Genomic DNA, 14,436 nt, shown 5'->3' on the forward strand with positions numbered 1-14,436 from the left:
CGCGTCGGCCGTTCATACCGTGACCACATTCAATCCGCCATTGGCCATGCTCTCCGGATTGACGCCCGAGACAAACAAGCGGAAGTCGTTGTGCGCGAAGTTGCCGATGATCTTGGCCTGCACGGCGATGAGCGCGCCGGCGTCGCCGTTGGTCAGCAGGCTGTTGCCGGTCAGGGCCGCGTCGAACGCCGGGAAATGGCTGTACGCGTTCAGCGTATTGTCGCCCGCGCGCAAGCTGCGCCAGGCCGCGAAGTCGCCGCCGGTCTGCATCACGGTCAGCATGGCGCGCAACGACTCGGCGCCCAGGCGCAAGCTTGAGAACTGATTGCACTGCAGCGTCAGCGCGCCTTCGCCCGCGGGGATCAGCTTGCCGGTGCGGATGCCGGCGCCCAGGAGCTTGAGCTGGTCCGTCGTGAGCTCGGGAAAGTCGCCGGACTCCGAGAACATCGAAATGCCGCCGCGCAGCCGGTTGTCGCGCAAGGTCGTGTCGGCATCGTTGTCCAGCAGCGCCAGCGCGCAGGACAGCGGATCGGCCAGCAAGGCGGCCGCAAGCGTCCCGATCGCGGCGCGCAGCCGGCTTTGCGACGGCGTTTCGCGGATCAGCTGGGTGGCCAGGAATCTCAGCCCCTCCTGAATGCGCGCGCCCATTAGCACATTGCCGGCCGTGCCCGCGCGCAGCAGCTCGGTGATTTCGGTCGTCATGGCCTTGCGCGCGTCGATCGGCTGGCGCGCCAGCGCAAGCGCCGCGCGATCGTCATCGTCGTCCAGCATGGACTCCGGCGCCAGCGCTGCCTTCAGGACGGCCAGCGTGGGCGCGCGGTTGAACAGGAGATCACGCCGTTCGGCGTTGCCGCGCCCGGCGGCAAACAGCCGGCAGCCTTCGATCTGCACCCGCCGGCTGCCGTCGATGCGCACCAGGCTGGCGCCCGGGCCGGCTGGCCCCACGCAGTCGACGCGCGCGAGCCGCAGCTCGGCGCATTGCGCAAAGACCAGGGACTGAGGCTGGCCGCGACGCACGATCGCCAGGTCGGCGATGGACACCGAGGCAAAACTGTTCAGGCTGAAGCTGCGCTCGTCCAGCAGCAGGCGGCTGGCCGGTCCGCATCCATGCACCATCAGGCGCACGCGCGGCCCCTTGGCCGCAAGGTCGTCGCCCAGCTTGTGCTCGCCGGGCATCAGGCACAGGCAGATATCGAGCCGGTCCTGGCCGATCAGCGTGTGCAGGGCCTTGTCCAGCGTGGGGAAGTCGCCGGCCGGGCCGACGGTGACGCAGCAGCCGCCGCCATGCGTGCGCCGGCACAAGGCGTCCAGCGCCTGCTGCACGGTGTATGCCTGTACGGCCAGCAGGTCGGCGCAGCCGCTGGGGTCGTAGCCGACCTCGGATGCCAGGGCGAGCTGGGCGGTGTAGCGCAAGGGCAGGTAGCGGTCCGCCGACGCCTGGCCGGCAATCAGCAGCTGGGCCGTCGCGTGCTGCACGGGACGGGTGGGGTCGCAGGCAATCGACCACGCGATCGAGGCCACGCCGTCGGCGCCGGTCTGGACGTCCTGCGTCGCCGTGCCGTTGGGCAGGCGCCCGCCGTCCACGGTGAAGCGCAGCGTGGCATTGGCCACCGGGTGGCTGCCGTTGGCGACGCCCGCGCGCAGTTCGGACGGCAGGGGCACCACATCGGGCGTCATGGCCGGGTTGGGTTTGACGCTTTGGCCATCCCCGCCCACGTAGTAGAGCTGCGTCAGTTCGGTCAGCGCGGGAAACAGCGGCCGGCAGTCGCTCACCAAGGTCCAGGCGCCGGCCTGCCAGCGCAGCAGGGCCAGGCGCGCGTAGGCCCGCAGGATGCCGGCGGGGGCGCTGAAGGCAGGCTTGCCGTCCGGCGCCTGGGGCCATTCGATCGAGGCCGTCGCGGTGCGCGCGGGAATCAGCCAGTAGTCGCCCACCCGCAGGCGGCCTGGCGAGAACTTGATCTCGATGCCGTCCTGCTCCAGCTCGACCCAGCCGGCGTTCGCGGTGGCGATGGGGGCGGGGGTGATCTCCGCCACGCCGTCCCAGCGCCGCACCCGCGGATTGGCGGGAAAGCGCGCCGCATCCAGCGGATGCCCGATGAGGCTGGCGGGATCGATCGTGACCGTGTTGCCGTCGGTGCGGACCACCTGGGCCAGCGGACCGGGCTGACCCAGCAGTTCGTGCGTGTCGTCCAGGAACTCGACCCAGCAGCCGGCGGTGATGGCCAGGACGTCGTCGCGGCCGATGCTGGCGACTTCGAACTCGTTGGCCACGGGGTCGCCCAGCCAGCGCACCACCCGGCTCAGAATGCTGCCGTTCTCGCGCGACCATTTGTAGCGGGCCTTTCCCGCGCCCGCGCCGTCCTGGTGGATTTCGATGCGGTAGAGGTGGTTTTCGAGCTGCCGGTAGCCCGCGTCGGGCGGCAGCTGGCAGGGGGTCTTGGGCGGCACGCTGGCTTCGGCGCGCGCCGACATCCGCGCGTCGGGCAGCCCCGTCAACGTATCCCAGGCGGGCAGGGTGGACAGGCAGGTGAGGGCGGCATCGGGCGCGCCCACCTGCATCAGCTTGACCTGCCAGACCGTCTTTTCGCGGGTCGCGGTGTCGGGGCCGCCCAGCGCGACTTCGCGCATGCTGTAGTCGTCAGGCGCGAGATCCAGCGCGCATAGGTGGCGTTGCCAAGCTTCCAGGTAGGCCAGGTACACGCCTTCGGGCGGCGGCGCGGGCAGTCCGCCGGAACCGAACACGACCACGCCATCGATGTCGCCGGGCGCGACGCCGGGCGGTGGCAGGGGCAGCACCGATGCGCCCGCGGGCAGGACGGGTGACGCGGTCGCGGGCAGGTCGGGCTGCCGCGCGACGGTGGCGGCCTCGGGGTTTTCGCAGAGCAGGCCGTCGACGTACAGGCGTCCGGCCGAGACGGCCAGGTCCTTGCCCGCCGGGCTCAGGGCGAAACCGGCGGCGGCCAGCGGCGCGCCCACGGCTCCGACGGTGTCCGCCGTTTCGGTTTCGATGCGGCGGTTCAGGATGTCCTGCTGCTCGTTCCAGTCCGTGTCCATCTGCACGCGGCCTTGCTGCATGCGGACGGTCCGGTAGCGCCGGGCGGGATCGAAGGTGAGGCGACTGAGATCGGCTTTCATGGTGTTGTTCCCGAAGACAGGGGGGGCTCAGTTCACGGGGATCAATCCCGCTTCGAGGCCGAAGCGCAGATACTCGTCCAGCGCCAGCCTGAGGTTGGCTTCGCGCTGGGCTTGCAGCAAGGGATTCCAGGCGCCGATCTCGGCGCCGTTGTCCGCTCCTTCACGAATCTCCGGCGCGCAACCGCGCGCCAATTGGCCATAGGCGGGCGAGGCAAAGTCCGTCGACGTAAAGGCCGGGGCAACGCGGGCGGCGGCGCGCTTGGCGGCCGAGGGGCCCAGGTCCTGCACGGCCAGGTCCGGCTGGCAGCGGTAGCGCCGCGGCGTCACCGACGGCGCGGGCACGTGGCAGTAACGCACGCAGCCTTCCTGCCGGCGGTTGATGGCGACAGGCGCGCCGAACAAGGTATTGGATGCGTCCAGCCGGCCGGCGGCCACGCGTCCGAAGAGCGTGCTGGCCACGACGCGCAACGCGCTGTCGTCCAGGTCCAGCGCGGCCGCGGCCACGCCTTGCGCGTCGATCAGGCAGCCGGCGATATCGACCGAGGCCAGCGCGGATGCGCTGCGGACCGGCCCGCTGATGCAGCGGTACAGCGTCAGCGCGAGTTCGGGCGCGGCGCCCGCAAGCCGCAATCCGCCGCGCCCGGGCACCAGTGTGCAGTGGCGCAGCGTGGCGGCGCGCAGCGCGCCATCCAGCCGCAGGCGACCGTCCAGCAACAGGCCGTCCAGGGTCAGGCGGGTGCTGGCGTTGCCGCGCAGCCGCCAGTCGCCCTTGAATACGGGCCGCCGGAGCGGGCCGGCTTCGATCGCCAGGTGCGTGTCGGGCAGGTTGAGGTCTGGCGTCACGGCTTCGGTGGCGTCGTGATCGACCACGATGCGCACGCGCTGGCCCGCCTGCACCGCCGCCAGCGCCGCGGCCAGTGTCGGCGTGGCGGCCGAAGGCACGCGCAGCTCGACGTCGAAGGTGTCGACAGGCGCGGGCGGCGCGCCGGGCTCCGCGTCCGGGGCCGCGCTCCGGTCGTACGGCCCGGCGCCGATGTCGCCGGGAAAACCATAGGCATAGCGGACCTGCACCTGTTGCGCCGCGACACCCGCCGGCAGCGCGATGCGCCCGCGGCGCGGATCCAGCCCGACCAGCACGCCGCCCGCGGCGGGAAAGGCGCGGTCCGGCCGGCCAGGCTTGCGGGCCTTGACCAGCAGCGACGCGTCGGGTCGGCGCCATTCTTCGGGCGACACGCCCGGGATGGGCGCCAGATCGCAGATCACCAGATGCTCGGCGGGTACGGGCTGGCCGTCGATCCATACCTGCAGGACCGGCCCTTGCCCGGTGTCGGCGAACCAGCCTTTCGGCGGCGTGGCGCCGTCGGTCAGGGCCTGCCGGCGCGCCTCCAGCTCCTCATGCAGGTCGCGCCACGACAAGGGCTCGGGCACATTGATGGGTTCGGCAAGGTGGTCGATGTCGGTCTCGGTGTGGGGCCGGTTGAACAGCGGCTGGTCCCGGCCCAGCGGGTCGAAGGTGTAGAAGCCGGCAAGCGTCGTGGCGGGCGCCGCGTCGCCGCTCAGGACGGTGTAGGACTGCAGCCGCCACAGGAAGAGGGCGACGTTGGGAAGGTTGTAGCGTCCGGCGGGCAGCGCGCGCACGTCGGCGGTGTGCAGCTCGGCGCCAAACGGACCGTCGACACGTTCCATGGCGCGCGCGTGGCGCAGGTCGGGCGTGCGCAGCGCGTGCGGGCGCGGGTGATTCACATGCTGCGTGGTGGCGACCCGCTCGAAACACTCCGAGACGCGGCTGCGCCAGCCGGTGGCGTCGGCGGCCAGTTCCTCCAGCACCAGCGCCGTGCCTTTGCGCCGGCGCAGCCGCAGGGTGTTGGCCACCAGCGCGCGCGGTGAAAAGGCCGCGCCCACCGGGTACAGCGCGCGCACGCCTAGCAGGTCGCCCACATAGGGAACGACCCAGTCGTCGCAGGTTTCGATGAACCAGTTGTCGTAGAGGCGGTCCAGGTCGGCATCCACCAGCGCGCCCTGGCGCGCCAGCACATCGAGCAGGGCGCGCAGCGGGCCGCCGGCGGCGGCGTCCCGTTCCTGGTAGAAGGCCGGCAGCAGGGCCAGCAGCGCGTCGGCGTTCAGGCGGTTCGTCATGTGCGCTCCGACAGCAAGAGGCTGGCCGGGTCGGGGCGCAGCAGTTCGGCCGGCTGCAGGCTGCCCTGCTGCCAGCGGGCGCTTCGGGCGGGCAGGCTGGCGTCCGGCCCGCTGCTGCGCCGCGCCGCCACGCCGTCCAGGCCCGCGTTGAGGACAAGCGCGTCCAGGTCCACCCACAGTACGCCGGGGACGCCCTGCAACACCGCAAGCACTTCGGCCCCGTGCACCGGCTGGCCGAACGCGCGCGCGGCAAAGCCGAAGGCCTCGAGCAGGCGCGCGCGGGCCGCCTGCAGGACCTTGGCCGATTCGTATCGCGGATCGATGCCCAGCCCGGCCCGCAAGCCGAAATCCAGATAGCGGCAGGGCGCGACCCGCAGCGGCTGATAGGGCGGCCGGGCCGCGTCGATGGCGGCCAGCAGATTGCGGTAAAGCGCGCCCGCCGGATCCAGGCCCGCGCCGTCTTCGCCGGCCACGGTCAGGTGCACCAGCCTTTGTTCCCCGTTCCACAGCCACACCGCCTGGGCCTTGCCGATGCCAGTGAATGCGGCGGCGTAGTCTTCGAAGTCGCGCAGCGACACGATGCGGTCCAGCGTGCGCACGCGCAGCGGCGCGTTGCGGCGGGCGGCGTCGCCTGCTTCCGGGTCGGCGCCGCCGGAGGCCGGCAGCGGATTGACCACCGCCTTGACGCCCGGCGCGCGCGTGAGCAGCACGCTGACCTGGCCGCTTGCAACGTTGCCTCCACGGCCCAGTCCGACGCGGTAGCGTGCCTGGACGTTGCCCGCGCCGGATGGAAGGCGCGCGCCATGCAGGCCATCGCCGAACTGCACCGTGGCGCCGCCGCCGTCGTCGGTGCGCAGCAGGTAGGCGCGATCGTCGGCGCCCAGCGCGGTGATGCGTGGCGCCTGGGTCCACAGCAAGCCATCCACCCGCACTTCCAGGCTGCTGGCCGCGCCGCTGGCCGTGGCGGCAGGCACGAAGGTCAGGGGCCGCTGCTGCAGCGTGAAGCGCTGGAACGCCTGGTTGCCAGCCCCGCTTCCCAGCATCTCGGGCTGGATGCGCATCTGCCTGCTGTCGCCATGGCTGGCGGGCGCGACATTGGCGTTGATGCGCACGGTGCCGGGCAGGTAGGCATGCGCCAGGTCCGCATCGAGCAGCAGCGACGTGCGCCCGCCTGCGCTGTCATTGCGCTGGATGCGCACGACGTCGCTGGCTTCGGCCAGGCGCACCGTGCAGCGCCAGGTGTCCTCGAATTCCAGTTCCGCGCTGGCGCGGTCGCGCGCCACGCGCACGCTTGCCAGCGGATCGCCGCGCAACAGCCGCGCGCGGGGCGTGACGTTGACGGCGTCGTCTTCGTCCAGGGTCAGGCCCGACACCGCCAGCACGCGGCCTTCGGGCAGGTCGGGCTCGTACGCGGCCAGCACGAGCGCATGCCCTTGTGTCAGTCCGGAAGCCGGCCGGGTGCCCCAGTCCAGCGGTTCGGATTCGCCATAGACCGTTGTCTCGCGCAGCGCGTGGTTGAATTGCTCGCGCACGCGTTCTCCGCGCAGCGTCAGGCGCGTGGTCGGACCCGCCAGCGCAAAGCCGGTGCGGGCGTCGGGGGTGGCGTCGGCAATGCGGTAGAGCTCCTCGTAGCTGGGCATCGACAGCACCGCCCAACCTCCAGGCATCCATTTCGGGTAGCTGGCATCCAGGTGCACGCCATGCGCGTCGCCGGGATAGAGGCGCGCGGCGGGGATCACCTGGCGCGGCAGGCCCGGCCCGGACCAGGCCAGCGCAATCGTGGCGCCGCCGCCGGCTTCGTAGTATTCGATGCGGATGTCATGCTTGCGCCCGGCCGTCAGGCGCGCGCTGCCGCTGAATTCCGTGGGTGATTGCTCCTGCCACTGGTCGATGATCAGGGCTCCGTCCACCCAGAGCCGCACGCCGTCGTCGGCCGTGACATGGAAGGTATGGCTGCCGCTGCCGGGCGCAAGCACCCAGCCCGTCCAGCGCACGCAGAAGTTGTCGGCGGGCACGCCGTCGCCCGGCCCGCCCGCGGCCCATTGAAAATTGATCTCCGCGTCGGTGCGCGCCATCAGGCGCTCGCCGAAGGCCCTGCCGCGGTAGTACTCGCCATAGAGGCCGGTGCCGGCTGCGCTGGTTCCCGGCGGGTCGGAGATTTCGGCCAGGGTGTAGCCCGGCCATTGCGGGAACTCGACGATCCGCGGCCTGGCGGCATCTTCCATGCCAAGATACGCCGCGCGCAGCGTGACGGGCATGGCGCGCCAGTCGGGCGCGTTGTAGCCGAACAAGTGCGCCTGCGCGCGCAGGGCATGGCAGCGCGGGTTGCGTCGCGACGGCTGCACGTGCAGCGCCGCGCTGCCCAGGCCCCGGTCCAGCGAGATGAGCGTGTACGCCGGCGCTCCTTCCTCGCCCGGGCCGGGCACGATCTCGCGGACCTGCGTCAATCGCCGGAAGTCCCAGTTCTCGTTGCCCGAGTCGCGCGCGCGCTCGTCGCCCACGATGAGCACGGCGTCTCCGGGTTTCAAGCGGGTGGCCACACCCGCCAGGCATAGCGTGCGCGCGCCGAAGACGGGCGGCACGCTCTCGCGCCAGGCCAGCTCCAGCGCGTTCCACGCCGCGCGGGCCTCCAGCGGTTCCAGTGTTTCAAAGGTCTGGGCCTGCTCGTCCTGGGCGGGAATGCTCTGCGCGCGAGTCCAGGGTTCGACGCGCGCGCGCAGCGGTGCGCCCGGCGCGGTTTCCAGCGAGAACGCCAGCCAGGTCGTGGCGGCCACGCCGGGCCGAAGCTCGTAGCCGATGGCCCGCGCCAGCAACTGCACGGAGCGGCGTTCGGTCGCGGTGCGCAGATAGCCTTCGTTGCCGATGCGTTCCTGATAGAACGTCAGCACGTCCAGGACCGCCGCCCAGGCGTCGAACAGCGCCAGCACCGGGTCGTCCCGATCGCGCGTGGTCAGCGCCGACAGCTCGGGCGAGCGCGCCAGGTCGGCGGTCAGGCTGGCCAGGAAGCGTCCATGGGTGCCCACGCGCAGGCGCAGCGCGGGCTGGCCCGGCGGATTGGCCAGGTCCGAGGGGGTGAGGGCGGGCTGGCCCGCGCAGCAACCGCAGTCGGCGGGTGAGCTCATGATCCGCCCTCCACGATGAAGTCGATGCGGCCGTTCTCGGGAAAGTTGGGGTCGCCGTCGGCGCGCAGCACTTCCAGCGGCGCGGTGAGGATGCGCCCGGAGTCCAGCTCGCCCGCCGGATCGCGGCCCCAGCGCTGGAAGCGTTCCGCCTGCGCCGACGCCACCCCGGGCACGGCCATGACTGCGCTCATCAGCGCGGACAGCGCCAGCGGCGTGCCGAAGGTGTAGCGGTCGGGATGAAAGAAGCCGGGACGGCCCGCGCGGTCCAGGCCCGATGTGAATGCATCGCGCAGCGCCGCCTTGACGTCGGCGGCGAAGTGGCCGGGCGCCGCGCAGACGCGCAGCAGGATGTCCAGCGGCACGTGGACCGGCTCCGAGAACTCGATGTCCTGTCCCGCCAGGCGGAAGCGTTCCATGAAGCCACGCATGGTCGCGCGAAACGGCGCGTCCACCACCAGGCCGCCGCGCCGGTCCACGGTCAGAAAGACGGTATGCCAGCTGCCGGTCCAGCGCAGACGGGCCGCGGCGCGCTGCACTTGCGGATGGCGCTCGGCCAGACGCGCGTAATCGTCGGCAGTGACGGCGCGTTCCTGCACCCGGAAGGCCTCGGGGGCGTTCAGGCGGATCGCGTCGGCGGGCTCGGGCGCCGCGCCGCCTTGCGCCGGCATCGGGTTGCGCACCCGCGCAACCCCCAGCATCAGGTCCGGGTCGTCGGTGACCAGCGCGCCGATCGCGTTGGCGCCCACATTGCCGCCGGGGCCACCGCCCAGCCGGTACCGGGCCAGCAGGCGTTCGCCCGGCACGGGCGCGGCGCCGTAGCGGTTGTCGCCAAAGCGCAGCCAAGCGCTGCCGTCGGTTTCCGTCTCGACCACGAAGTCGCGCGCATCGCGGGCGCTGGCGAGCAGGCCGCGATGCGGCGACCAGGGCGCGCCGGCGGGCGGCGGGACATCGCCGGGCTGGTCGGGGTCGTCGGCCAACAGACGCATCCCGCTGGGCAAGGCGCGGCGCGGATCCTGCGTCAGCGCCTGGCTCGCCGGCCGCGGACCGGACACGGCCTGGTCATGGTGGTAGGGCTCGGCATAGGCCAGGCCGGTGTCGGGAAGGCGGGGCCGGTAGGGACGGGCGGCGGGCGCGTCTCGCGCGGTCGCCGTGTCCGGCTGCAAGGGGATCCAGTTGCGGTTCAGGCCGTGGTCGGCCAGGACGACATTGCCCAGGGCGACGGACACCGCCTGCTTGACCAGCGCGCCGCCCTGGTTGAACTCGCGGCTGACGCACAAGGGAAACGGCAGCGCGTCGTCGGGATGCCAGGCGACCAGCAGCAGGTCCGTGCCGGTCAGGTCGTCGCGGCCGGTGCGGGTCTCGGTCAGGCGCACCGCATGGCGATGCTCGCGGTCGGCGTCGGCCTGCCTGCCGGTGAGCGGGCCGATGGCTTCCTCGAACACCAGTACATCGCCGCTCGCCAGCGCCAGCGGCGGGTCGTTGACCAGCGCGGCCTGTGTCTGGCCGCGAGGCAGGCAGTAGGCGGGGTCGGCGAAGTCGTGCAGGGCGATGCGGCTGTGTGCGGCGTGCAGGGTCAGCTCGTGCAGGGTTTCAAAGACCTCGACACCGGGCATCGGCAGCCCGTCCAGCGCTTCGCGGCGGCGCACGGGCGCGGCCAGCGCCGCTTCGGGCGAGCTGGTCAGCATGGGGGTGCCGGCGGGCACGACGCATCCCTCGCCTTGCGGGTTCACCTCGAAGGCGACGAAGACGCGCGCGTTGCAGCCGTCGTGCAGCGGGTAGTCAAGCAGGCGCGCATGGCGGCGCAGCGAACTGCGGCGGCGCGCGGTGTCCAGATAGGCCTCGGTCGCGACCGCATCCTGGGCATAGGAGAGATGGTCGGCCGCATAGGCCAGCGTTTCAACCAGCGCCACGGTGAAGTCCGCGGGATTGCGTTCGGTGAAATCCGGCATGCTTTGCGACAGGCGGTCCAGCATCAGGCGGCGGAAGCTCTCGTAGTCCTTGGCCAGGTAGTCGAGCAGGGGCTCGGGCGGCGCGGGCGGATCGCAGGCGCGAGCGTCGGCGCAGTCGAATTCCGACGGGCAGCCGGCTTTGAAGTTGATCTCGATGGTGGACAGGCACAAGTCGAAGCCCGGCGCGGGGGCATCCGGTTCGGCCGGGTTGACCAGGGCCAGCGTGTACCAGGAGAAGTCGCCGGCCCGGTCCACGGTCAGCCGGATCTCGTTGCCGGAGAGCACCGGGTCCGCGGCCAGCGCAATGCCGCGGATCCGCACGCCGCCTTCGATGCGCACGTGCGCGCGGCCGATGCCCGACACCGGATGCGCGCAGACCACGCGCAGCGTGCGCTGATCGGCCGCGTCGATCTCCACGTAGGCGATGCCGTTCTCGCCGGGCGGCTGCTGGGCGCGCAGCAATTGCAGGCGGCGCGGGTTGGCGCTGCGGAACTGGCGGTTCATGGCAGCTCCCGCGTGAAACGCGCCAGGCGGCGCTGCTGGCCCTGGCGCATTACGTACTGCACCTCGACCTCCAGCGCCGCGTCGCGGTGCGACACGTTGACGGCTTCCACGGCGATCCGCTCGCCCAGCCACTGTTGCAGCGCGCCCTGCACGCTCATCTGCACCGCGGCGGCCAGCGTGTCGCTGTTGGGGGCGAACACCAGCTGCAGCAGGCCGCAGCCGAAGTCCGGCCGGTTGACGCGTTCGCCCGGCACCGTGAACAACACCTGTTCGATCATGTCGCGCACATGCGCGGCATCGTCGGCGCTGCGGCTGCGTCCGCGCGCATCGGGTTCGAAGGGAAAGCGCAGGTAGGCCATGGCGCGGGTCCCTACATGCCCAGGACGCGCGCCTGCGCCAGCGTGACCATCATCGGCGTGCCCGTGGGCGCGCAGATCGAGGCGCCGGTCTGCAGCGCGGCCGGCTGCCCGGCGATCAGCACTCGCGTGGCGCCGCTGAGCCATTGGCCGGTGACGCAGGGGCCGTTGCCCGACGGGGGCGGCGGGAACGCGCAGCCCGCGATCGAATAGGGCGAGACGATGGTCACCGCGGGCTGGCCCGACAGCAGCACGCGCGGGTTGGGCGACAGCGGAATGGCCTGGCCGCCGTGCATGCACAGCACGGTGGCGCCGACGTGCAGTAAGGGTCCGGGCATGGTTGCGCCTCCTCAGGTCACCGTCAGGGCGCCCTGGTTGATGTTGACGACCGGGCCGGCGAGCATCACGGTGGCGCCCTGTCCGTTGGACAGGGTGATGCCTATATCGCTGATCGAGATCATCGCGCCCGTCTTGGTCTTGAGCAGGATGCCGCCGGTGGGGCCGGGCAGGTCGGAGATCATCAGCGTGTTCTGGCCGCCGGTCTGCAGCACGATGCTGGGCGATACCGGCAGGCCCGCCAGCGCCAGCGCGGGAACTTCGGCCGCCGAACCCCAGAAGCCGCCGACCCAGATGGGGTAGTCGGGCATGCCCTGTTCGAACTCGACCCACACGCCCGCGCCGATCTGCGGCAGCACGAAGACGCCGCTTTGCTGGCCCGCGAAAGGCACGCAAGGCAGGGCCCAGCTGGAAATGCCCAGGCCGAGCACGTCGGGAACCTGCACCTGCAGGCGCCCCATCTGCATGGGATCGATGTTGCTGATCACCACGCCGCGGAATTTGCCGTAGTGGCGTTGGGAATCGGTCATGGGGGCACCAGGGGCAAGGTCGAGATCAGGCCGTTGCGGGCCAGCGAGAACTGCTGCTTGAATTCACCCGCCTTCAGGGTGCTGTCCACGCGCTTGACGTAGTACAGGCCGTCGAAGGCCTGTCCGGCGCCGCGCACTCCCACCAGCTGGCGCGACTTGAGCACATGGCCATAGCGCAGCACATTGAGCGAGCCGTCCGCGGTGACCGCGTCGGCGGAGGAGCCCGCGGCCATCGACAGCCCGCGGCCCAGCGCGGCGGCGGGCGACAGCTTGGCGGTGCCCTTCAGCAGGGTCAGCCCCTTGGCCATCGGCGGCAGCAGGCCCAGAGGCGGGCTGGTCAGGCTGATGTCGGGCACCGGCAGGGGGATCGGAAACTTGGTCAGCGGGTTCTGGATGAAGATGACGGGCAGGGTGGCGTCCGATTGATTCACCGCGAACGACAGGGACTCGACATTGCTGTGCACGTCCATGCCCAGGCTCAGCGCGGGCTGCACCGGGCCCAGGCGGATCTCGGGTCCCCAATAGGCCAGGTTGGCGCCGGGCAGCGGTCCGGGTTCGATGTAGAACACGTGGCCGACCTCCGATGCGAGCTGGCGCACGTAGGCCAGGTCGGTGCCCTCGTGGGTGGGGATACGTTCGACCGGAATGGGCAGGTCGGTGTAGGGCGACGGCACGATCAGGGGCAGCATCCCGTACAGCGCATAGCGCCCGATGATGGCGGCGACGCGGGCCGGCGGCGGCATGGCCGGATAGGGCAGCCCGCTCATGTCCTGCTTGTCCATCGCGACCGTCAGGTCCTCGCCGGTGACGGTCAGGCGCGACTGGCCGGGCTCGTTGCCGTCGGTGAGTTCCTGGCGCGTAACCAGGCCGTCCATCAGCACGGTGGGCAGCCCGTTCAGCGTGGCCACCAGGATGACCCGCAGCCAGGGCACCTGACCGCCCGCAATCACCAGCAGCGTGTGCAGCGGCGAGCGGCTGCTGATCGCGAAGGTCAGTTGAAAACCTCCGGGGCCGTCGGCGGACGAGGACACCTCGGCGCTTTCCAGCCCGTCCATCAGCGGCCGCGGCGCGGGCACGGGCAGGCCCGGCCCGACCAGCAGAGTCAGATGCACGCCGCTAAGCATCACGGCCTCCGGCGGGCGGCGCGCCCAGGGCGGCCGGCAGCGTCACGCGCAGACTGCGTCCGGGCTCCTCCAGCGCGGACGGGCGCGGCGCCTCATTGCCGTCGGCCAGGCGCCAGAACTGCAGCGGGTCACCCAGCGCCGCCGCGGCGAGGCGGTCGAGGCGGTCGCCGGGCCCCACGCTTATCTCGCCCACCGAGGTCAACGCGGCCGGATCCGGCAAAAAGCGGCGGCGCAGATAGACCAGCGGGCGTCCGTCGGCGCCGGCCAGTTCGGCGGTCGGCACGTCGTGATAGCGGCTGGTGGCGGGAAAACGCTGAACGCTCATGGCAGGGACTCCAGTCCGACCGAGCCCAGGTCGCCCAGCCCGGCCAGGGCAGCCAGCCGTTCCTTGCGCTGCTGGTAGACAAGATAGAGATGGCCGCCCTTGTCGCCGAAGCCCAGGTCGCCCACATGCAGCACCCGCATGCCGAGCGAGACCTTGGCGCGGATGGGATTGAGCCGCGCGTCGAAGGCCTCCTCGGTGATCGAGAAATCGGTCACGCGCACGGGCACGACGCGTTCGCGGCTCCAGACGAACAGGCTCAGCGGCGCGACGGTGGGCGCGATTTCCAGCGTGCCCAGGTTGGCCATCTGGTTGTTGCGGATGAGCGCCGCGCTGTCCGGGTAGACGATGGTCTCCAGCGCCGCGAGCTGGGCGTGGATGCCGGTATCGCGCGCCTGGGGATGGTCGTCGGGGAATTCGAGCTGGTCGGTGGCGTCGAGCTCGGCGTCCAGCTTGATCGTCTCGGCCGGCGGACCTTTCAGGCGCAGAGGCTCGGCCGCCGCGCCGCCGCCGCCATCGGCGGCTTGCGGCTGCAGCGTGCGGGTCAGCGTCTCGGGGTTGTACTGCAGCGAGATGACGCGCTGCACCGCGCCGCTGGCCGGATCGATGAGGATGATGCCGCCGCGCAGCAGGCGGGGCGCAAGCGGGCCGCTCATGGATAGGCCTGCGGTTCCGCGGCGTTGCGCACGGCGGTCACCGTCTGCGCGCCCACCAGCGATTCCGGCCAGTCGCGCTGGGCGCTGAACAGCGCGGGGCGGTAGTCGAATTCCAGGACATAGCGCGACACCGGAATCCGCGCCGCGCAGTCCAGTTCCACGGCGCGCAGCTTGCCCGGCGGCTCGTCGACCATGGTGACGTCGGCATAGCGGGTCTGGCACAGGGCGAGCACTTCTCCTACGGTCTTTCCTACCCAGTCTTCCAT

General features: G+C 71.5%; 11 protein-coding genes. All 11 read right to left on the reverse strand.

The window, feature by feature from the left end; translation table 11 throughout:
* Window positions 1-12 precede the first annotated feature (12 nt).
* The 11 genes from HLG70_RS26695 to HLG70_RS26745 are packed head-to-tail and all read right to left on the reverse strand — an operon-like array spanning window position 13 to window position 14,436.
* Window positions 13-3,135: a DUF6519 domain-containing protein gene (locus HLG70_RS26695; protein ID WP_171664975.1), complete on the reverse strand. Its 3,123-nt coding sequence runs from the start codon at window positions 3,133-3,135 to the stop codon at window positions 13-15.
* A gap of 27 nt (window positions 3,136-3,162) precedes the next feature.
* On the reverse strand, window positions 3,163-5,271 hold the full coding sequence (locus tag HLG70_RS26700; RefSeq protein WP_171664976.1) for a hypothetical protein: 2,109 nt from the start codon (window positions 5,269-5,271) through the stop codon (window positions 3,163-3,165).
* Window positions 5,268-8,393, reverse strand: a complete 3,126-nt coding sequence (locus HLG70_RS26705; protein ID WP_171664977.1) for a putative baseplate assembly protein — start codon at window positions 8,391-8,393, stop codon at window positions 5,268-5,270. The genes HLG70_RS26700 and HLG70_RS26705 overlap by 4 nt, the downstream gene beginning before the upstream one ends.
* The gene (locus tag HLG70_RS26710) at window positions 8,390-10,846 is read right to left on the reverse strand and encodes a putative baseplate assembly protein (RefSeq protein WP_171664978.1); all 2,457 of its coding nucleotides are present in this window, start codon (window positions 10,844-10,846) and stop codon (window positions 8,390-8,392) included. Before HLG70_RS26710 ends, HLG70_RS26705 begins: the two co-directional genes overlap by 4 nt.
* Window positions 10,843-11,205, reverse strand: coding sequence for a GPW/gp25 family protein (locus HLG70_RS26715; RefSeq protein WP_171664979.1), 363 nt, complete (start codon window positions 11,203-11,205; stop codon window positions 10,843-10,845). Before HLG70_RS26715 ends, HLG70_RS26710 begins: the two co-directional genes overlap by 4 nt.
* Window positions 11,206-11,216: 11 nt before the next feature.
* Window positions 11,217-11,540, reverse strand: a complete 324-nt coding sequence (locus tag HLG70_RS26720; protein ID WP_171664980.1) for a hypothetical protein — start codon at window positions 11,538-11,540, stop codon at window positions 11,217-11,219.
* Between the two features lie 12 nt (window positions 11,541-11,552).
* Complete coding sequence (locus HLG70_RS26725; RefSeq protein ID WP_171664981.1) at window positions 11,553-12,068, reverse strand: phage baseplate assembly protein V; 516 nt, start codon at window positions 12,066-12,068, stop codon at window positions 11,553-11,555.
* A complete protein-coding gene (locus tag HLG70_RS26730) occupies window positions 12,065-13,180 on the reverse strand; it encodes a hypothetical protein (protein ID WP_234103245.1) in 1,116 nt (371 codons plus the stop codon). The genes HLG70_RS26725 and HLG70_RS26730 overlap by 4 nt, the downstream gene beginning before the upstream one ends.
* Window positions 13,181-13,184: 4 nt before the next feature.
* A complete protein-coding gene (locus HLG70_RS26735) occupies window positions 13,185-13,517 on the reverse strand; it encodes a LysM domain-containing protein (protein ID WP_171664983.1) in 333 nt (110 codons plus the stop codon).
* Window positions 13,514-14,170 (reverse strand): hypothetical protein, encoded by a 657-nt coding sequence (locus HLG70_RS26740; RefSeq protein WP_171664984.1) that lies wholly within the window; start codon window positions 14,168-14,170, stop codon window positions 13,514-13,516. Before HLG70_RS26740 ends, HLG70_RS26735 begins: the two co-directional genes overlap by 4 nt.
* Complete coding sequence (locus HLG70_RS26745; RefSeq protein ID WP_171664985.1) at window positions 14,167-14,436, reverse strand: hypothetical protein; 270 nt, start codon at window positions 14,434-14,436, stop codon at window positions 14,167-14,169. The genes HLG70_RS26740 and HLG70_RS26745 overlap by 4 nt, the downstream gene beginning before the upstream one ends.

This window comes from Achromobacter deleyi (genome assembly GCF_013116765.2).
GTDB classification, from domain to species: domain Bacteria; phylum Pseudomonadota; class Gammaproteobacteria; order Burkholderiales; family Burkholderiaceae_B; genus Achromobacter; species Achromobacter deleyi_A.